At 29.7% G+C, this 17,760-nt stretch carries 24 protein-coding genes; 1 reads left to right on the top strand and 23 read right to left on the bottom strand.

Translation table 11 applies throughout. The features are described from left to right. Window positions 1–9: 9 nt before the first annotated feature. The 8 genes from M4I21_RS12410 to M4I21_RS12375 all read right to left on the bottom strand — a co-directional run bounded on the left by M4I21_RS12410 (window position 10) and on the right by M4I21_RS12375 (window position 6,040). Complete coding sequence (locus tag M4I21_RS12410; RefSeq protein ID WP_249559497.1) at window positions 10–462, bottom strand: hypothetical protein; 453 nt, start codon at window positions 460–462, stop codon at window positions 10–12. A 59-nt stretch (window positions 463–521) separates the two neighbouring features. Then, on the bottom strand, window positions 522–1,364 hold the full coding sequence (locus M4I21_RS12405; protein ID WP_249559496.1) for a hypothetical protein: 843 nt from the start codon (window positions 1,362–1,364) through the stop codon (window positions 522–524). A gap of 56 nt (window positions 1,365–1,420) precedes the next feature. Further along, complete coding sequence (locus M4I21_RS12400; protein WP_249559495.1) at window positions 1,421–2,131, bottom strand: DUF3592 domain-containing protein; 711 nt, start codon at window positions 2,129–2,131, stop codon at window positions 1,421–1,423. Between the two features lie 203 nt (window positions 2,132–2,334). Next, window positions 2,335–2,895: an RDD family protein gene (locus M4I21_RS12395; RefSeq protein WP_249559494.1), complete on the bottom strand. Its 561-nt coding sequence runs from the start codon at window positions 2,893–2,895 to the stop codon at window positions 2,335–2,337. Between the two features lie 320 nt (window positions 2,896–3,215). Then, a complete protein-coding gene (locus tag M4I21_RS12390; RefSeq protein WP_249559493.1) occupies window positions 3,216–4,451 on the bottom strand; it encodes a S41 family peptidase in 1,236 nt (411 codons plus the stop codon). 53 nt (window positions 4,452–4,504) lie between these two features. Continuing rightward, window positions 4,505–4,900 (bottom strand): hypothetical protein, encoded by a 396-nt coding sequence (locus M4I21_RS12385; protein WP_249559492.1) that lies wholly within the window; start codon window positions 4,898–4,900, stop codon window positions 4,505–4,507. Between the two features lie 133 nt (window positions 4,901–5,033). Further along, window positions 5,034–5,435: a hypothetical protein gene (locus M4I21_RS12380; protein ID WP_249559491.1), complete on the bottom strand. Its 402-nt coding sequence runs from the start codon at window positions 5,433–5,435 to the stop codon at window positions 5,034–5,036. 29 nt (window positions 5,436–5,464) lie between these two features. Next, window positions 5,465–6,040, bottom strand: coding sequence for a hypothetical protein (locus M4I21_RS12375; protein WP_249559490.1), 576 nt, complete (start codon window positions 6,038–6,040; stop codon window positions 5,465–5,467). A 381-nt stretch (window positions 6,041–6,421) separates the two neighbouring features. On the opposite strand from M4I21_RS12375, the gene M4I21_RS12370 reads away from it, so the two are divergent. Next, window positions 6,422–6,949 (top strand): hypothetical protein, encoded by a 528-nt coding sequence (locus M4I21_RS12370; protein ID WP_249559489.1) that lies wholly within the window; start codon window positions 6,422–6,424, stop codon window positions 6,947–6,949. A gap of 12 nt (window positions 6,950–6,961) precedes the next feature. Here M4I21_RS12370 and M4I21_RS12365 read toward each other — a convergent pair whose 3' ends face one another. The 15 genes from M4I21_RS12365 to M4I21_RS12290 all read right to left on the bottom strand — a co-directional run bounded on the left by M4I21_RS12365 (window position 6,962) and on the right by M4I21_RS12290 (window position 17,435). Next, complete coding sequence (locus tag M4I21_RS12365) at window positions 6,962–7,318, bottom strand: DUF2750 domain-containing protein (protein ID WP_249559488.1); 357 nt, start codon at window positions 7,316–7,318, stop codon at window positions 6,962–6,964. Window positions 7,319–7,440: 122 nt separating this feature from the next. Continuing rightward, complete coding sequence (locus tag M4I21_RS12360) at window positions 7,441–7,764, bottom strand: hypothetical protein (protein ID WP_249559487.1); 324 nt, start codon at window positions 7,762–7,764, stop codon at window positions 7,441–7,443. A gap of 158 nt (window positions 7,765–7,922) precedes the next feature. Further along, on the bottom strand, window positions 7,923–8,423 hold the full coding sequence (locus M4I21_RS12355) for a YfbO family protein (RefSeq protein WP_249559486.1): 501 nt from the start codon (window positions 8,421–8,423) through the stop codon (window positions 7,923–7,925). A 196-nt stretch (window positions 8,424–8,619) separates the two neighbouring features. Further along, entirely contained in the window at window positions 8,620–9,270 is a 651-nt protein-coding gene (locus M4I21_RS12350; protein ID WP_249559485.1) for a peroxiredoxin-like family protein, read from the bottom strand. Window positions 9,271–9,446: 176 nt separating this feature from the next. After that, on the bottom strand, window positions 9,447–10,379 hold the full coding sequence (locus M4I21_RS12345) for a hypothetical protein (protein ID WP_249559484.1): 933 nt from the start codon (window positions 10,377–10,379) through the stop codon (window positions 9,447–9,449). Window positions 10,380–10,461: 82 nt separating this feature from the next. Continuing rightward, window positions 10,462–11,016, bottom strand: coding sequence for a hypothetical protein (locus M4I21_RS12340; RefSeq protein WP_249559483.1), 555 nt, complete (start codon window positions 11,014–11,016; stop codon window positions 10,462–10,464). Window positions 11,017–11,204: 188 nt separating this feature from the next. Then, window positions 11,205–11,471, bottom strand: coding sequence for a type II toxin-antitoxin system RelE/ParE family toxin (locus M4I21_RS12335; protein ID WP_249559482.1), 267 nt, complete (start codon window positions 11,469–11,471; stop codon window positions 11,205–11,207). Continuing rightward, entirely contained in the window at window positions 11,464–11,703 is a 240-nt protein-coding gene (locus M4I21_RS12330; protein WP_249559481.1) for a ribbon-helix-helix domain-containing protein, read from the bottom strand. Before M4I21_RS12330 ends, M4I21_RS12335 begins: the two co-directional genes overlap by 8 nt. 327 nt (window positions 11,704–12,030) lie before the next feature. Next, window positions 12,031–12,663 (bottom strand): hypothetical protein, encoded by a 633-nt coding sequence (locus M4I21_RS12325; RefSeq protein WP_249559480.1) that lies wholly within the window; start codon window positions 12,661–12,663, stop codon window positions 12,031–12,033. Window positions 12,664–12,903: 240 nt separating this feature from the next. Beyond that, window positions 12,904–13,272: a hypothetical protein gene (locus M4I21_RS12320; RefSeq protein ID WP_249559479.1), complete on the bottom strand. Its 369-nt coding sequence runs from the start codon at window positions 13,270–13,272 to the stop codon at window positions 12,904–12,906. A gap of 357 nt (window positions 13,273–13,629) precedes the next feature. Then, the gene (locus M4I21_RS12315) at window positions 13,630–13,953 is read right to left on the bottom strand and encodes a DUF3784 domain-containing protein (protein WP_283771783.1); all 324 of its coding nucleotides are present in this window, start codon (window positions 13,951–13,953) and stop codon (window positions 13,630–13,632) included. 334 nt (window positions 13,954–14,287) lie between these two features. Further along, window positions 14,288–14,800, bottom strand: coding sequence for a hypothetical protein (locus M4I21_RS12305; RefSeq protein WP_249559477.1), 513 nt, complete (start codon window positions 14,798–14,800; stop codon window positions 14,288–14,290). A gap of 123 nt (window positions 14,801–14,923) precedes the next feature. Further along, window positions 14,924–15,859 carry a retropepsin-like aspartic protease gene (locus tag M4I21_RS12300; RefSeq protein WP_249559476.1) on the bottom strand — a complete coding sequence of 312 codons (936 nt, stop codon included), beginning with the start codon at window positions 15,857–15,859 and terminating at the stop codon, window positions 14,924–14,926. 177 nt (window positions 15,860–16,036) lie between these two features. Further along, window positions 16,037–16,708 (bottom strand): hypothetical protein, encoded by a 672-nt coding sequence (locus tag M4I21_RS12295; RefSeq protein ID WP_249559475.1) that lies wholly within the window; start codon window positions 16,706–16,708, stop codon window positions 16,037–16,039. Between the two features lie 217 nt (window positions 16,709–16,925). Continuing rightward, window positions 16,926–17,435: a hypothetical protein gene (locus M4I21_RS12290; protein ID WP_249559474.1), complete on the bottom strand. Its 510-nt coding sequence runs from the start codon at window positions 17,433–17,435 to the stop codon at window positions 16,926–16,928. Window positions 17,436–17,760 lie beyond the last annotated feature (325 nt).

Below are 17,760 nucleotides of genomic sequence, written 5' to 3'. Positions count from 1 at the left end.
TTTTTTGTTTTATTGGAATAATGTCACGACCAGTTCATTAAATTCGGTAAATAAGCCATCTTCTGTATTAATTCTTAGCATTAGGCTTTTATTATCCGTTTTCCATTCGTAATAAATAGAGCTACTACCTTCGTTAACTTCTGGCTCACCATACAATGCTATTAGTTTAGTTTTAATGTTGTTGTAATCAGATTTTTCGTCAAAAAAATTCATAGTAATACTTTTACCTTTATATGTATTACTTATTTTTACTCTATCTACAAGAACCCCATAAAAGCGTAAAAAACGCTCGTCATCACATTTAATATCCCCGTATTCTGTAGTAAACGGAACGCCTTTAAAATAAGTGTTTATATCAGTCTCTAATGTAATGTCTTCTATGTTTTTTATAAGTCCTTTATAGTCTATTTGGGCATAGCCAAATAAGCTAGTAAGTAGCAGTAGTATTGTTATTTTTTTCATAATAATTACTTCTTTTGTTGTAAGTAGTTTTAATGATTTTGCTTATTATTAGTATCGTCTTAAGCTTTTATGTCTTTGTTTTTTGCTTTCATATATCTGGTATATATAAAAAATTCTAGCAGCGGAAAAGCCATAATAATGAGTAATAAAACACACAAAGATTTTACCATAGACTTGTATTGCGACTCTAGCATTGCAGAAAACCAATTGGTTAGCTTGGCTTTTACAGCAATTTCAATATCAGTATAGCCTACCTCTAACAAAATCTCCATAGCAGCACTAAACTCACTATAGGGCAAGGCTTCATTAATGTTAATCTGCGCTTTGGCACCAGCAACATTAAGCATAGCGTACATACCTGTTGTATAAATTTCATCTCCGTATTCATCAATTAAATACAGGGAAAGTTTGTTTTTACCTGCGTCAATAACAGAGTTTCCAGTATTGTAATTTACCGCAGATATTTTTAAAATATCAGATAAATAATTAGACCCAGTTCTGGCCTCTTTTGCAGCTTTTTGCAGTCTTTTTATAAAATCATTTTTACTTTCTTCAGAGTCAAAAGTATAGTCTACACCTACATCATATAAGCCGTTAACTACAATTGCTTTTTCGCTATCTATAACTTTATAAACGCCTCTTAACAAACCAATTTGGCCAAAAATGTACATAAATAAACCTATTATAATTGGTATGTAAAGTTTTACCAACCAATTGTAATATTTAGGTTTTCTTTTGAGTATTCCTTTTTTATGTAAAATAACAGCATATATAATAGATAAGAAAAGGCCAATTATTAAAAACAAGATACTATTAAGTATTAGTGTTCCTGTGTGTGGAAGAATAATATCTTTAGTGATGCTCCAAAGTAGGCTCCAATCTATGTCTTTTACGTGCTTCATTTCTAAAACTAATTATGTTAATACGCTAGGTTTTATAAGCTGACGCCTTATGTTTTCTATCCAGCTACTTTTGGTAAAAAAGATAAGTCTACGGCATATTTTTTAGGATCTTTTTTGTCTATTAAAACATTTATTTTATCTGTTTTAATAAAGTCAGTAGGATCAAACCAAATATTATCACTTGTAAAAATATGTAGCTCAGAAGTTGCTGGGTTTTGCCATTGAGACACAACTACAAAAGGATTTTGCCCATTAACAGCAAGAGTAGTGTTTAGAGTTACATTCTGAAAATCTGACTCTATCCTTGTTCCGTGAGTTTTTAAGTGTTTTAACATATTTTTTTTCTTAACACCAGATACAATTAGACCAAAACCAATTAAGAAAACAATAAGACCTAAGATTCCTAATATCATAGCGCCTCCCCAAAGAGAGAAAAAACCTTTTATTTTAGCTTTATTTGGTGATTCTGGATTGTAAATAACATCTACCTTTTCATTAACACTATAACTTGGTGGGTTACTACTTGTAGATGATGCAAACTCTACCTCTGTTCCTTTAGCATCTGTAAACGCCACTAATGGTTTGTACGTTATAGACTTATCTGACGAGCTATTAGAACGCGATTCTAATAATTCTACAACAGTACCTTGGGTTTCTACAGATTTTTCTATAAAATCGCTAGTGCTTTTATAAAGAAAAAAAGTTCCTACTAACATAGCTGTTCCTATAAATGCTAAAACGTATTTAACAATATTTAATGCTTTCATTTTTAGTTTTTTAGTTGTTTATTAAATTATAGTTGATGTCTAATTAGGTCACTTTTTTAAACCAATTGCTACCTAATAACACAAACATAGGAGTAATTTTAAGGGTTTTAATTGGTAAACCTATATTCGTGCTAGTTGAATATATATTTGATATAAAAGAAGTGCTCATAGTGTGCTGTGCAGATTTGTATATAAAGCATGTCTTAAGTATGCTGTTGTTTAGCAAAGTTTTTTACGGTGTCTAGAATTTCTTTTTTTTGCTTCGATTTAATGGTATATGTAAATGTCTTTTTGTTATGAAAAAACAGTTCATCTTCCCAAAATGTGGCGTAAGATGCCGCATAAACAATAATAATTCCTAACTGAAGTATGTTTTTTAAATAAGATATAGTTAAAGAAGGTTTGTTACCTATATCATCTATTACCTCTAGACCAAGAACAAATTTACCAGCTGTTTTTCCTGTAAAAGATTCTAAAAGGGGACTTAGTAAAAACAAAGCAAGAAAAGCGGTAAAAAATGGTGAAAATACGAGACTAGGGAAACAGATTTTAAAACCTACAGATAGTGCATAATACAAACCATAGTCAATTACTTTTGCTATAAGACGCAAGTAGAGCTTCTTTATGTTTGGGTTAAAAGGAAATTCATATTCAAACAATTCATTACGCCTAGAAATGGTTTTGTAAGTCTTAGTGCCTGAAATTCTATTTTCTGCATCTTGGTATTCTTTACGAACTAGGTGCTCTGCTATAAAATTTAACATATAGTAGAGTAGAAGAATAAAGAGACCAGAAATGATGTAAAAACCCATTTAGTATTTGTTGTTTAATTAAGCAGCGTGTTTTGCGCAGACATTATTTCCTTGCTATCTTTTAATGCTCTCCATCGCTATCAATACTATAGGTGTTTTGTTTGTATTGTGAAAAAGTAGTATTTGGTATCGCTATTATAACAAGTAAAATTGATAATTGTTTTATTGAAAACATAAATTGGATTTTTTTAAATTTCGTAGCCCCTATTTGTACAAGAATAGGGGAGTGCTTACATACCCAATTTAGTAATTATTTATACCCATTTTAGGGCTTAGTTGTTATTCTTAATATGGTTTTTTAATTTCTCTATCCAATCTGTATTTATTTGGTATGTAACCGCTGGCTCTATTCCTTTAGACTCAAATGCTAGGTAGTTCGAGTTCTTTTTAGAGGAAAGTACAGCTATAAAATTACCGCAAGGTAGCGTGTAACTTTCCGCCTTTATTTCATAGGCGAGAGTACCATTTGTTCTTATGCCAAAAAGTTTGCAGTTCTCTAATTTGCTTAGTCTATTTGCAAATTGTTCTGCGTTGCTTACAGTTCTATGATTAATTAAAACATAAATCTTATTTTTTTTAGCATAGTCTTTTAGTAGCTTGTATATAATATCAGAGTTTCGGTCACCACCGCCGCCATTATTTCTTAGATCAACAATTAAGTTACTCTTGTTTAAATTCCCTTCTAAGGTTTTATAAAAATTTTCGGCATCAGATAGAGTAGGGTACCAAGAGTTAAAGCTTCCTATTCTTAGGTATGTAATTTCATCAGAAAACTCCTCACGGTAATAGGTATCACCAGAGGGCATTTTTGCAGCATAATTTGTTTCAGAAATATCTTTCTGAAAGCCCATAAAATAAAAGAAACCATTTTCTATTCTTTCTGTGTAAGCAATTAACCTTTTAGATGTTGTGCTACCTCCTATGCTTAATAGATAATCATTAGCAAACGGAATTAGAACATACATAATTTCACCTACTTGCCAAACATCAGACTCAGATTCTAGAATAATGGCCTTATAACTTTCCTTGTCTTCACTTTTATACACACCAATAGTCATAAAATTTTTTCTTGTGTAGACACCTTCTATATCCATTTTAGTCTTCGATTTCAAGACCGATTTTAAACTATCTAAATCAATATTTGGTATGGGGTACGCATTAAAAAGGGGAGATTTTTTAAAATTATCTAGCTCATCAGGACTTGCTTTTACTTTCTCTGTAGCTCCTAAATCCAGACCATAAATTTTACTGTGATTGTCGTTTAAGGAAATTAATAATTTATTTAGTAAAGCATAACAATCAAAAACTGAATTTATAGTGTTTACTTCTTTTACAATTTTTGAATACGAAGTGTTGTATGCTTCCTTATTTACTTTGTAGGCAGGTGTTTTTCTTATTTTACTGTCTAAAAATGTGAAGTCAGTTTTGCAACTACAATCTTTATCTTGTGAGTAAATATTTGTAAATAAGCCACTTAAAAAGAGAGCTAAAAATATTCTGCTTTTCATTTTGGTTAAATTAATGCAACGGTTTTCTACAAGAATAGTTGGTGGTTAAGCGTCTAATTTAATAAATAAAAACTGAATAGAAAATCAGTGTAGTTTTGTAAATAGCATTGAACCAATAAATTAATTGTGTTTCCTTTACTTAAATGATAAAAATTTTGCGTCTTAGATGTTAAAGTGCGGGGATTACCCGCTTCAAGCTTTAGATAGTAATTACCTTTATGATAAGCTGCTCGGCTAACAATACCATATTGCCTTAATTTCTTTTGTTCTAGTACATCTTTTTTTAGTTTGCTAATTTTTATGGTTTTAAACGCTATAAAAGCAATAATACCGGTAACAACAAATAAGCCCAAAAGCACATTAAATAAACCGTATGTGTTGTATATACTAATCTCATTTTTGTCTGGAAGAGCAAAATAGACCTGTGTAGATGATAAAAAATGCGGCAACCGAAAGTATTATATTACGTTTGGCTCTCTTTAAATACTTTTTTAAAAAGACAATTTCAGATGCAGATACATCTAGTTCTTCTGTTTCTTTTTTGTGTTTGTACGGTTTTATTTATGCGCGTGTGCTTGGCTTTTATTTTTTTAATTGGTATGCGTTAAGCTGACCGTCAGATGTAAGATGTTCGGCATCTTTTAACTCAAAAGTTCTACCAAATATGGAATTTATGTCATTAAAACGGACTACAATTTTATTATCTTGTATAAAATAGGTGCCCTTGTTGGTTATTGTTTCTTGCGAGTAGTTCCAGTATGTTGCCGTAATATTTGTTTGGTCTACAAAAGTAATAGTAGCAAGAGTTGTTAGTATTTCTTTTGCAAATTCTGGGTTTGCTTTTGCATCTGCAGGAGACATTTGGTCTTCTGCGTAGCCTTTGTCTTCAAAGATTTTACCATCTAAATAAGCAGTAGTAACCTCATAATCTCCAATACAAGAAACTAGCGAAAATGTAATAAGTATAAAGACTATTTTTTTCATAGGTTTTGGTTTTTAGGTTAAAGTTAAAATTAAAAAGAACGGTATGTTTTTATTTCCTTTAGAAGTTTTTCAGCTTCTTCTGCATATCTTGTTGGTACAGGAAATGTATGTATTATGTTGTAAACACTATCTGGACCATCTTGGTCACGTAACAACTCACTAGACGTAAACACAATTTTATTTGTTGCTTTATCATAGTCTATCTCAGTTAATTTTTTAAGTTTTATATGAAAAGGACACGTAAATGAATCTGAAACAACAATACCATCTTTAGAAAAAATTACGACAATATTTTCTGCTTTTAGTGCTTGTCTAAAACTATTAAAATCTCTGATTGCTAATACTATAATAAGAGAAAAAGTAATTAGACCAAAAATTAAATCAAACATCGCATCAAGGCTATGTGCACCTGCAGCAAAAAATATAATGGACATAAATAAAATAAATACGCCTAAATATTTTAAGATTTTTATAATGTCTTTCTTTAATGAATTATTATAATCCTTTCTAAAATTAGAAGATTCATCTTTAGTGTATATCCATTTGGAAATATGTTTGTTTTGGTGTAAAATTATATGTTTTACATCGTATGTAGCACTGTACATTAAAAGTCTAAAAAATCTAAAGAAAAAATAAGAAAAGTAGACTGATAATGAATAACTAAAAAGATGGAAGAAACTTTTTTCCTCGATAAAACTTCGAAATAAAAAAAGAGAGTAAAAATAAAGTATCACACCTAAAAACACACCAATTGTAGTTATTCCTACCTTGATTTTGAAGCTTTTTATATGTAATATTCCTTTATAAATAAAATTCATCTATATCCTTTTTCTTAAATAAGGGGTAACGTTTTGGCTTAACTAAGTAGCCTAAAACAACAAATTAATTATATGCTGACTTGTGCTTCCTGTTTTTTAATATTTAACCAATAATACTGTTTTTCTTGTTAAAAAGTATAGATTAGCTAAGACTTAAGAGAAGAAAATATGAAAATGTACAAAATTACAGATCCCAAAAAGCTTAAAGAATTAGCTGATAAGACAAAAAAGAATACTATTATTTCTACGGTAATAACACTTGTAATAATAGCGTCTATTACTGTTTATTTAATAGTAAGTGGAGAGAAAAAAGTTCCGGTGATACCTTTAACTTTAGTAGTGTTATTATTTGTTGTGCTTTTTTCATTAATGATAAAACAAGTAAACGATTTGCTGTATAAATTAGCAAAGTATAAATATGTTAGACTAGATAGTGCTTCTGTAACTATTGGTACAAGTGCAGAGTTTAAAGAAGAGCTTAATTTTATACAAAAACACTTATTTAGCCGTGTTAATAGGTTTGGTGCTCATAATGATAAAACATTTTATGCCAATAAAATAAAGTCAATACAGGATAAGAAAAATGCGGTACAAATAAAAGTTTCTGGGGTCGTTGGTAACGTTGTTGCAATACCAAAAGAAATAGATAACCTATCTGAAATTAAAGAAGAAATTGCCAGAATGATGCGGTCTTAGTGTTTCTGTTTTTTATGAAGTTCTAATTTTGTCAATCCAATCAATTAAGTTTTCCGGAGGTATATCATACCCAACAGCTTTTTTTCCGCTCCAGTTTAAACCAATTAGTTGTTTATGGGTTTTTAATACTTTTAACCAGTAATTGTAAAACGTATTTAAATCTATCTCTACGGGCTCAAAACCCTCATAAGCTTTAACCGTTTTTATAATTATTTCTGCTCTAGATTTACTAGACCAAAATGGCATAGCTCTAATGCCGTCTCCGTTTTTTGGCGCAGGAAACCCACCACTATCTTTTATAGTCCATACTTTGCCAGAAGAAGCTACATCTCTATAAAATATTGCGGCTTGTGAAGCAGATTGTGACATTTGTAATTGGTTTTGAGATTTATAAGTTTTAAAGAATAAACAGTTGATTTATTCTAATAATATGAAAGCTGATACTAACAATATATTTTATACGGCGTTACTGTAGGCTTTATGTATTTATTTTATTCTGATTCTTGAAAATATTCATAAGCAAATCCACCTATATCTCCATCATTTAATTGATTTCCTTTACTGTCCTTTACATCATAACGTTGCTGCACAAGTCCGCCAATAGAACCACTCTCTTCTAAACCTAAAAGAATACCGTAATAAGTGTCTGTAAGAGTACCATTTATAATATTTTGCATTATGGCGGTTTGACTTTTATCTAAATTGAGGGATTTGATTAGGAGTCCAACAGCGGAATCTGGATTATCAGATAAATAATCTTTTAATTGAGATTCTTTTTCTGTGTGAAAAGCTTTTACAAATTCTTCTGTATCCATTTTGTTTTCAGGTTGTTGGTTACGTTGTTTGTATGGTTAGTTACGTGTTTCAAGCAACTAATGTAGTAAATAATTACCAACCAATAAAGTCCATTAGTCCCCTAGCTTCGGGATTCATAAGTAGCAATTAATTTTACACGGTGTTAGCAATTGTTGATTTAATCCCACCAAACGTAGACTACATTTAATTCCGAATATTTTGGTTTTATATTTTGGATTATACTCCCCTTGTCAAATTCTACCTCGTCCGGTTTTAAATGCTCAGTTAATTCAGCAACTTCACTTTTTGATATTTTTCCTACGATGTATATCATATCTGAAAAAAACCATTCCGAATCGCGTAATTTTCCGTTTTCATAAATATTTATGTCTTTAATATTTACAAAGACATCCTCAACATTTTTATTCTTTAGTATTTTTTTAAAGACTGAATAGTATTCTGATAGTTTTGGTTTCTCAGTTAAGTTGGGGGCAATTGAAGAGATGTCATTGTTTCCGTCGAAAAAATCATCTACACTCATAAGAATTGGCTTTTCCAAACTCTCATAATTCATTAAATCATATTTTTCAACTGCTAAATTCCGCTTTTGCACATCGATTCCAGAGCTACAAGAAATCAATAGAAGTGCAATTAACGTTATTTTTATATAAGTTTTCATTTTGAATCCATTTGTGCCTAAAGTTTAATATAAAACACGAAGGGCAATAAAAAAAGTACTTTCATTTCCGTTTAACCTTTAGCTAAATATAACTATTTTGCTTTTCCTTTAAGTGCCAAATCTTTGATTTAGCACTAAGCCGTAATTTTTTTATACTCCGTTTATATGATACAGTTTTTTGTACCCTAATAAGTTTCTAAGATAAGTTTTTCAAAGCTTCAATAATTTCATCAGGCTCGGAACGTGTTCTGTAATCAACATTCACATAGCTCCATTTTACTATTCCGTCACTACCTAATACAAAAGTGGCTGGAATTGGTAATATACTATCATTACCATTATTTATTTTTTTTAAATCAAGATTACGGTCTACTCGCATATGTTCCATCAAAAATTCTGGAACTTCCCAAGCAACACCATATTTTGAGGCAACTTTTGCATCTTGATCAGATACTACAATAAAATCCATTTTACTAATTTCATCTTTTGTCATTGATCCGTCTGGTATTTCTGGACTAATGGCAATTAGTGTGGCTCCTAATTTAGTAATATCGCTTAACCTGTCTTGTAAAGCTCTAAGTTGTAAGTTGCAATATGGGCACCAACTACCACGATAAAATGAGATAACAACAGAACCTTTATCTAAAAAGGTAGATAAAGAAATTGATTTTCCTTGAGGATTAGGGAGCTCAAAATTTGGAGCTTCCTCTCCAATTTTAATAGCATTTTTTCCTTTTTGAAACTCTTTTGCTTCATTGATAATGTCATCAACACCTTTCATAAATGCGGGATTTTTTTTTCGCCCCATTGCAATTTTAGCTTCAGTTAGTTCTCTTAGTTTATTCATTCTTTTTATTTTCTTAGGACTAGTTATATCTCAAATTTTCTAGCATATGGTCTATTAGCCTTAGCCTGTTTTTTATACAATTGTTTGTTGTATATATATCAATACGGGTTATTATTGGTGGTAATAGTTGAAATAAAAATTCGTTTTAAGACTTTTTATTTAGTGTTCTAAAATGTTTAGTAATATGCTATTTCTCTTTCTATAATAAGAGTAAAAGATTCATTCTTGGATATAACTTTTTTTGTCCAATTTTTATACCGATCAAATTTGTATGAAAACTTATAGTAATCTTCCTTAATAATAGTCCCGAATTTTTTTTCTACGCTTATTTGGGTTAATTTATATCCGTATGTATTATACGTTAATTTGTTAGAAGTACTAACAGTTCCATCAAGATTAGATGTTTGCTCTTCTATATTTTGTTCTTTACTGTTAAACAAGTATATATTGTCAGAACTTGGTTCTCCATCTAAATAATATAGTATAACTATCTTTTTAGGGTTTTTGTATTCAGAAATTCTTAGAGATAGTTCTCCATTCGAGTCATATCTATTTTGTAGTTTAACTATTTTTTTTTGAGTATTATACTTGTATAATGTCTTTGTTTCTAAAGTACCACTTGGCAGAAAAACATTTTCTTCTGTTACCCTATTTTTTTTATCATATGTGTATTTTGTTATAGCATCTAAATGTATGTCACCGTTGGAGTAGGCCGTATAGTTTTTTAAAACAATTGGTTTGTTGTGTGAGTTGTACTCTCGAGTTTGCCTAAATTGTAGTTGTTCTTTTTTGCCATAATATTGATTTATTTCGGCTTTATTTCCTTGGTTATCAAAAGTAGTTTTAATTTTATTCTTTAGTCTATTGCCACTTTTATAAGTTTTTTCTTCGGTTAAGTATCCTTTCGTATTAAAGTTTTTAATACTATACTTATTATATTCTTTTTCACTCTTAACAGCAATTCCAAAACTATCTTTTGCCACAAAGTAAACTTCTTTAACAGACTTTACTTTTCCTTTAAAATCTAATAATTCTAGGTTATTTTTTGGCTTTTGGGCAAATACTAGCGTTGAGCAGCTAAGAATTAGAAATAGGGTTATGTTTTTCATTTATATTTTATAACGTCTCTGTATATGGTCCGTAGCGTATAAGTAGACGCTAACTTTTTGAATTTAGTACGAGCCTAATTTTTTATTCAGACTTAATATACCTAATTTTTAAATAATCACTCAAACTTGGGTCAACAAATTTGCTTTCACCAGTTTTTTTAAATTTTACTTCGTTATAATCGTGGTCTTTAAAAAATGGGCTGTTAAAAGCTTTATGAACATCTATTCCAAAAAAATCTAATTTCGCAACCAAATGTTCAAACTCATAGGTATCAGTCATTTTTTGTTTTGCAATTATGTAATTTCCGATTGAATTAAACAGGGCAGAATAACCTATACAATTTGCTTTTGTTACGCCATGGACCAAATTTGGATTACTCGATGCTTTTCCAAAAGTGAAGCTTAGTTTTTTACTTGTTATTTGATTACTTAACTCAATTATTTCATCAATATTCAGTATTTTATTTTTTAGTTCTTTGTCAATTGATTTCGTAAGCGTTTTGTTAGTTAGCGATATATTATTTCTGGTTTTTACTTGCGTATAGTGGACAGATTTTCGGTAAATAAATCCACGAAACAGAATTAGCAAAAGAGCTATAATTCCAATGTAACTAATTATTTTTTTTAGTCTCCTCAATCTTTTTTAATGGCTTGTAACGGTTAGTTAAGGAACGTATGGCAGGTGGTGAGCACTACGTTACTAGTTTGGCGGACTTTATAAATATACAAAGACCTTTCCGTTTAAACTCCAAAGACGGTATTACGTTTAGGCTTTGTTGGAAACAGTATTTTTTTGCGGACAGTTTATAGTATGTTTTTTAAATCCTATTTTCCTACAATTGCCATTATTTCAGCAGTATCATTATTTATGCGATAATATATACTGTCTGACCCACATACACATCTTCTATATCCGTTTTTTATAAAATCTACTGATTCAAATGAATATGGTCTTTGCGCAATTATGTCAAAATATTTAAAAAATGAATCAAAGTATTTGTCGGCTTGACTCATTCCAAATTTTTTAACACCGTAATGGTGAATTCTTATAAGGTCTTCTTTTGCAGAATTACTTAATTTGTATTTAGCCATTAAGCGTGGCTTTAGACTGCTTTAGTATTTCAGATTTAGAATCACTTGTAAATCCGCTCTTTTCAGCGTTATCTAGCTTAGAATTAATCCAGTCTATTTGAACTTGCTGGCTTCTTGCTTGTCTAATTAAATCATTTACAAGTTCACTTTTACTGGAGTATTCCTGATTGTCAACCTGTTCCTTTAACCACTCGTCATTTGGTTTTGTAAAAGATATGCTCTGTCTAGCCATTAGAAATATATTTTTGATGCTAATTTACACCAAAAACGAACCAATTACAAATTTTTCGATATTCTGACAGAAGTACTTTTGCTAAAAATTAAGGAGTTTTTAGTTGTTTTTATAACAGTAATTCTTAAGCAGTCTTTTGCTATTGCAAAATCTGGAAGGCCATATGATGAAACTTACGTTTCTATACTGCCTAGATAAATATAAAATAAATACAATAAAAAAAGCTCAAAGAACCAGTTTTAGAGTCTATGAGCTTACTATAATAATGCCTCAAATTAACGAAGAATTTGTTTGTTTTTTACCTCAGTTCTTTGTTGTGCACTGTTTTTATTTATCATTGAAACATTTTATAATATTTAATTCAGTTCCAATATAATTGATTTTTAAATAATGTTCTTCGTTTCCTTCTGCTATAATAATTACATTTACTTTTCCGGTTTTATCTTTCTCTATTCCAACAATATTTGCTGATTTAATTTCTTTACTTATGATTTTTTTGAAACAATCTGTTTTGTGAAATTCATTAATTGTATTTTCTTTCCCATTATACTCAGGATTTAAAATTAGTTCTAAGTTGTTTAAAGTTTTATCGAAAAATTTTTCAAGAAAAAATATTGATTTAAAATCAGTCTTGGATTTATAATTATTATTCAAAGTATCGGTCATTTCAATAATGATATTTTTATCCATACTTAAAGTATTCGGTTTGTAGTTTTTTCCGATTATGTATTGAGCCACAGAAGCAAAATTTTCAAAAGAACCTTTATTTTCTTTAAAAGGACTTTTTACTTTAATTAATAAATTTTTATTATCCTCAATTTCAATTGAATTTACACTTAGGTTTTCAGATAGTTGCTTTCTTATTTTTTGAAAATCCTCATCTTTGTTTACTCCGTAAGGGTCACAAGAAGTTAATAGCAGAACTGAAAATATTACAATTATTAAATACTGTTTATTCATCAAAATATTCTTTCAAGTGTGTTTTTTCTTAAATAGTGCACAACGTCGCGGCTATGGTTAGTACGGGATTAAAAAGCGATTAACTTTCGATTAAGCACTTAGCCAAAACTTTTTATTTTGTTTTATCTTTTTCTTTATAAAGCCAAATTTAAAAATTTGGCGGTCTTCGCAAATACACTAAACTTTGAGTAAAACACCAAAACGCTTATTAAATATAGCCCTTGTTGTATGCAGTGTTTCCTATTTTTTGAAATCTATTACGTTTAGTTTATCATCTTCATAATCAATTAAAATTTGTTTTGACGTTAAACCATATCCTGTTGGTATTGAAGATAGATTGTAAAGATTTAAGTATATTTCTTTTAAATCATCATCATCAAAATCATACACAACAAATTGAGGATACATTTCACCTAATTCTGTCAAATTTTTTATTTTGTGAGGGTAAGGAAGGTCAATCTCAAATGTTGGGAATTCTATCCATTTCTTTTTAGAAGAAAGCCGAATTCTAAGGTGGTAATAAGAATGAGCACCACCATTACTTATAAACTCTATTTCGTCTTTGTGCTTATCATTATCAATATCCCATAAGTTATATTGGTAAGTCAAAATATCTAGTTGAAGAGTCGAATCGTATTTATAAATTGCATATTGTTCATTAGGTATTTTTACAATAGGGATAGAATCAATTTGACTAAAAATATTCAAATAACTCAACCCAGATAATAATATTAAGATGATTTTTTTCATTGCATACAACGTTTCAGCTATAGTTAGTGCGGAGTAAAGGAAACCTTTTCGTTTCCGACTTCGGACTAAGCTAAAACTTTTTGTTTGTTTTTTATTTTTGTTTTCAAAAGACAAATCCAATAGATTTGGCGGTGTTGGTCGATATTCCTGGTTTATATCTTAAGCAGCTAAGCCCGTATTGTTTATAGGTTTTGTTGTAAAACGTTTTTTCTTTTTTCAATCTGATACGTTGTCGTTTTTGTATTTACCAGAATTGGACTTTATCAAAATGTAGGGTATTCCAATTATTAAAGCACCAAACATTACATAAGTCTCAATCTGAGGATTGTCCAACAACTTTGCCGCAAAATAACCTATTACTAATAGTACAGCCATTCCTAACATACCGTTCCACATTACGGTTGCTAATCCGTCCACATTATATTTGTTTTTCTCTTTTTCTGACATTGTATTGTATCCAGCAATCAGGAAATACATTTTTCCATATTTAATTAGAGCACCTAATAGAATAAATATTATTGCAACAATAATTGATTTCATAGATTTTGGTTAAAATGTTTTACAACTAGTCAGTAAACGCACATATTGCAGTTTGGTTACTAATTTTCCTACAATGTAAAACTATTTTTTATATCACAATTACGGAAATGTGTAATTGGGTATTATTTTAGTATAAATGGCATTATAAACACAAAAAAAATCTAGAGAAGCAAGCTCCCCTAGATTTTTTAAACTACTATAAAATTATGTTATTGGTGTGTTACATATTGTATACGCCACCGTTTATGTCTAGTGTTGCACCAGTTATAAAACCATCATACTCAGATGCTAAATATACTACAGCTCTGGCAACGTCATTTGTATGAATTCTAAATTAATATACTTTACCGCTTTCTTCAATAATTGTATGTAAAGAAGGACTGTTAAACTTATGAAGATCTATATGGTTGTTATCTAAAAAATTAGTTAGATGAGTTAGCGCATCTGCTTGTAAAACACCTATAGCAGCGGTTTTGTTTTCCTCAACAGCTTTTTCTTTAGATCCACCAAAAAACTGACTAAATTTTGAAGTAGGTACTACTTTACACGCCCTAAATTCTACAACTAGTTTAATTTCATCTGGTTGCACACGCGTACTTGGGTAAAGGTGTGGGTGAATATGAAGAATATCTTCTTTTTTATGATTTTTAAATGTAACCGAAAAATTCCAAGAATTGTCATCAACTATATCAGAATCGTTTTGGTTTTCTGGTGTAGCTTTGGTTAGTAATTTAAACCAATTTATACTTTTGTATTCTTCTAGTACCTCTTCTGGCGAAGAAACTATTTTCTCTATCTTTTTTTCATTAGACATAAAGTTTTCAAAGGAGACTAAATATTTTACCATTGTTTTTTTTGAGGTTTATGGGACTAATTTAGTAAATAAAACTGAGTAGAATTGGGATGCATTGAGATTCGTAAGTATGTGATTACTCGCAATTGATTTTTTAGGGTGTTGCGCGTAGACTTTTTATTTCGAGTTCGATTTTTCGATTAACTTTATTTTTTTACTCTTCCAATTTAGAATAACTCTATAATTTTTAAAAAAATCTGAACCAAATCTACGACCCAAATATTGCTCCGAATATACTTTTTGATTTTTTAAAATAGTATTTCCGAATTCCAATTCATTAATAATTCCTGAGTAAGATATTCTCTCATTATCTTGTTTTCCATAAATTCCAATAGCACCAGTTGTTTTAGATTTTGTAAAATCTGTAATTTTACCATTTTCTTTTTGCTTTTTAAATTCGGAAAAAGGTATAACTAGACCTCCATTATAGCCAAAATCAACATCAAAATTCCAAACTTTTTCGCCATTTATCTTACAGGCAATAGAAGGTATTCCTGCGTAACCAATAAATAGCTTATTTTCAATTATCTTTTCAGGTAAGCTTAATTTCGATTCATTATCAGTTATAGTAATTTGTTTATTATTAAAATCAATATCCCAAACAGCGTGTTGCATTAAACTAGAACCAATAAATCCGTCAATATTGAGAGAAGACCAAATTGGTACTGAATTAAAATCATTTATTAAGGCTACTGTTTCAATAAAATCTATTTTTCCAATTTGAATAGTTTCTATTCTGGTATATTTATTAGTTTGTTTTTTATTAAAAACATCAGAAACATTAACAGAGTCAATAACTTTTAAATTTAAACTTTGAGCAAGTTCTTTTGAGACAAGTGTTGGTGTTCCTGTATCTAAAAGAAAATTATAATTTTTATTGTTTATTTCTACAGGGATAATTATCCATCCATTTTTAACTTCGAAAGGTAAAGTTACTTTAAAGGCTCCTTGTTTTGTTTTACCTTCTTTAAAGTATTTTACGGCTTTACTAGTTGCACAACTGCTAATTAAAATTAATATTATTGAATAAATAAATATTCTTGTTATTTTCATATTTTTCAATTTTGTCTATGCAGTTTTAGCTTGTTGGTAACGTTAAATATATAGCAAGTAAGTCAGTAAAAAGTAATAACCTCTCAAGTTTGCACTTAGCCATCCCGACGCTACGGGATTTGTAAGTAGGCTTGCACTGGCAATAAATTATATATGGTATTGCCAACAGTATTTTTTTTAATAATAGATTGTCGTTTCAGATTTCGGAAATTTCATTTTAGTATTTCCAGGATAAAAACCATTCATAGTAGGTAAAAATTCCAGTTTTCTAATCATTTTTTCTTTCTCTATTTTTGAACTTGCTTTTTCACAATCTGTTATTACTTTTTTATAATTAACCTTGCCATTTGAAAGATTATAATCAAGATTAGAGTAATTATCACATTGTGATTCCATATATACTGTTGCTCTAATTAAATGAAAATCAGCATTTTGATATTTAAACGTATGCGTATAATTGAATGTTTTACGGTTTCCACCAAAATGATTAATTACAATACAGTTTTTTACAACTGAGATTCCTCTAAATGGTTCTCCCATCATCATTCCCTGTTCACTTGGTAATATTGCTCCGATAGATTTTTTCCAAATTTCCCATTTATCATTCTTCTTTTTGTAAATGAATATTTGTCTTTCAGTGCCTCTATCTAAATAAGTTTTCTTTTCTGTATCGTAAACTACAATTTTTTCAGATATTCCGTCTTTGTCTAAATCGCCTTCTGTTTCGCCAAGAATTTTAAACGAATTTGGTATTTTAATTAATTCAGATTGTTTGTTTTCTTGACTTTTACAACACACAAATGACATGATAAATATAACTAAAATGTATGTAGAGGTTCGTTTTTCCATATTGTTGGCAAGGTTTAGTATAAAACACGTAGGGCAGATGATAAGCACTACATTTTGGATTGTTACTAAGTCATCCCGACGCTTCGGGATTTATTTTGTTTTAATCTTTCATTTTAAAAGCCAAATCAAAAGATTTGGCGGACTTTATAAATATACGCAGACCTTAGCGTTTAAAACCTAAGCCCGTATTGTTTATAGGTTTTGTTGTATTCAGTTTTTACTCGCACAATTCACAGACGAAATTTGTAGTTAATTCTTCCGAAATCTTTTTCAAATTAATATCCACTTTAAAATATGCGTTATATTTTTCAAATTCTTCTTCAACATCCATTACAGCAATCTGTACAAGATATTTTCCGTTTTCAAGTGATTTTGAAAATTTTATTGGCCAACATTTATCATTTCTGAAATCTCCATCCTTACGGCAAATCATAGTAAATTCTGCATGCGAAAGGATTAATAGCTCGTCATTTTCGGATAATTCTATGGATTGCTCAATGACCTTATCGAATTCAGCAATGTCAACCTCTTTTTCCATTGAGAATTCCACCAATAAACTATCTCCGCCAGAATTTGTTATCGCGATGATTGAATTATCGAAAATCAATTGACTAATACCATCTGGAAAATCGTAATTAAATTCTTCATTCTTATACTTCCGCTTTAAGGAATTTGAAGATGCAATTATTAATACTCCTTCAGTAATTAATTTAAAATTGTCCTGCATTTTTTAAATTGAATACAACGTGATTGTATATGGTTAGTTACGTGTTTAAGCACTGAAGTTAGCAAAAAAAACCGAATAGAAAGTCCGCGAGTCCCGACGCTTCGGGATTCGTAAGTAGGCTTAAAACAAGCAATTAATTATACACGGTGTTGCCCACAGTATTTTAATTCGTTAATGTTAATTCAATTGCTAGCTGATTATATTTATTTCTATATTTCTTCATAGATTTATCATTATTTTTCCAGACTTTTCTCCATTTTCCTTGATTTAATCGCCAACTATTTTCATTTGTTTCAGCAGGAACAGTTCCAATTGCAGGTTCGTA

Origin of the sequence: Cellulophaga sp. 20_2_10, from assembly GCF_023476645.1 — a bacterium.
Taxonomy (GTDB): domain Bacteria; phylum Bacteroidota; class Bacteroidia; order Flavobacteriales; family Flavobacteriaceae; genus Cellulophaga.
The sequence above is the reverse complement of the archived record's forward strand: the minus strand, read 5'-3'. Positions and strand labels throughout refer to the sequence as shown.

Bases quoted from the DNA above. Each gene is read 5' to 3' on its own strand.
- M4I21_RS12410 (WP_249559497.1), bottom strand. From the start codon at position 462: ATGAAAAAAATAACAATACTACTGCTACTTACTAGCTTATTTGGCTAT.
- M4I21_RS12405 (WP_249559496.1), bottom strand. From the start codon at position 1,364: ATGAAGCACGTAAAAGACATAGATTGGAGCCTACTTTGGAGCATCACT.
- M4I21_RS12400 (WP_249559495.1), bottom strand. From the start codon at position 2,131: ATGAAAGCATTAAATATTGTTAAATACGTTTTAGCATTTATAGGAACA.
- M4I21_RS12395 (WP_249559494.1), bottom strand. From the start codon at position 2,895: ATGTTAAATTTTATAGCAGAGCACCTAGTTCGTAAAGAATACCAAGAT.
- M4I21_RS12390 (WP_249559493.1), bottom strand. From the start codon at position 4,451: ATGAAAAGCAGAATATTTTTAGCTCTCTTTTTAAGTGGCTTATTTACA.
- M4I21_RS12380 (WP_249559491.1), bottom strand. From the start codon at position 5,435: ATGAAAAAAATAGTCTTTATACTTATTACATTTTCGCTAGTTTCTTGT.
- M4I21_RS12375 (WP_249559490.1), bottom strand. From the start codon at position 6,040: ATGTACAGTGCTACATACGATGTAAAACATATAATTTTACACCAAAAC.
- M4I21_RS12370 (WP_249559489.1), top strand. From the start codon at position 6,422: ATGAAAATGTACAAAATTACAGATCCCAAAAAGCTTAAAGAATTAGCT.
- M4I21_RS12365 (WP_249559488.1), bottom strand. From the start codon at position 7,318: ATGTCACAATCTGCTTCACAAGCCGCAATATTTTATAGAGATGTAGCT.
- M4I21_RS12360 (WP_249559487.1), bottom strand. From the start codon at position 7,764: ATGGATACAGAAGAATTTGTAAAAGCTTTTCACACAGAAAAAGAATCT.
- M4I21_RS12355 (WP_249559486.1), bottom strand. From the start codon at position 8,423: ATGAAAACTTATATAAAAATAACGTTAATTGCACTTCTATTGATTTCT.
- M4I21_RS12350 (WP_249559485.1), bottom strand. From the start codon at position 9,270: ATGAATAAACTAAGAGAACTAACTGAAGCTAAAATTGCAATGGGGCGA.
- M4I21_RS12345 (WP_249559484.1), bottom strand. From the start codon at position 10,379: ATGAAAAACATAACCCTATTTCTAATTCTTAGCTGCTCAACGCTAGTA.
- M4I21_RS12335 (WP_249559482.1), bottom strand. From the start codon at position 11,471: ATGGCTAAATACAAATTAAGTAATTCTGCAAAAGAAGACCTTATAAGA.
- M4I21_RS12330 (WP_249559481.1), bottom strand. From the start codon at position 11,703: ATGGCTAGACAGAGCATATCTTTTACAAAACCAAATGACGAGTGGTTA.
- M4I21_RS12325 (WP_249559480.1), bottom strand. From the start codon at position 12,663: ATGAATAAACAGTATTTAATAATTGTAATATTTTCAGTTCTGCTATTA.
- M4I21_RS12315 (WP_283771783.1), bottom strand. From the start codon at position 13,953: ATGAAATCAATTATTGTTGCAATAATATTTATTCTATTAGGTGCTCTA.
- M4I21_RS12305 (WP_249559477.1), bottom strand. From the start codon at position 14,800: ATGGTAAAATATTTAGTCTCCTTTGAAAACTTTATGTCTAATGAAAAA.
- M4I21_RS12300 (WP_249559476.1), bottom strand. From the start codon at position 15,859: ATGAAAATAACAAGAATATTTATTTATTCAATAATATTAATTTTAATT.
- M4I21_RS12295 (WP_249559475.1), bottom strand. From the start codon at position 16,708: ATGGAAAAACGAACCTCTACATACATTTTAGTTATATTTATCATGTCA.
- M4I21_RS12290 (WP_249559474.1), bottom strand. From the start codon at position 17,435: ATGCAGGACAATTTTAAATTAATTACTGAAGGAGTATTAATAATTGCA.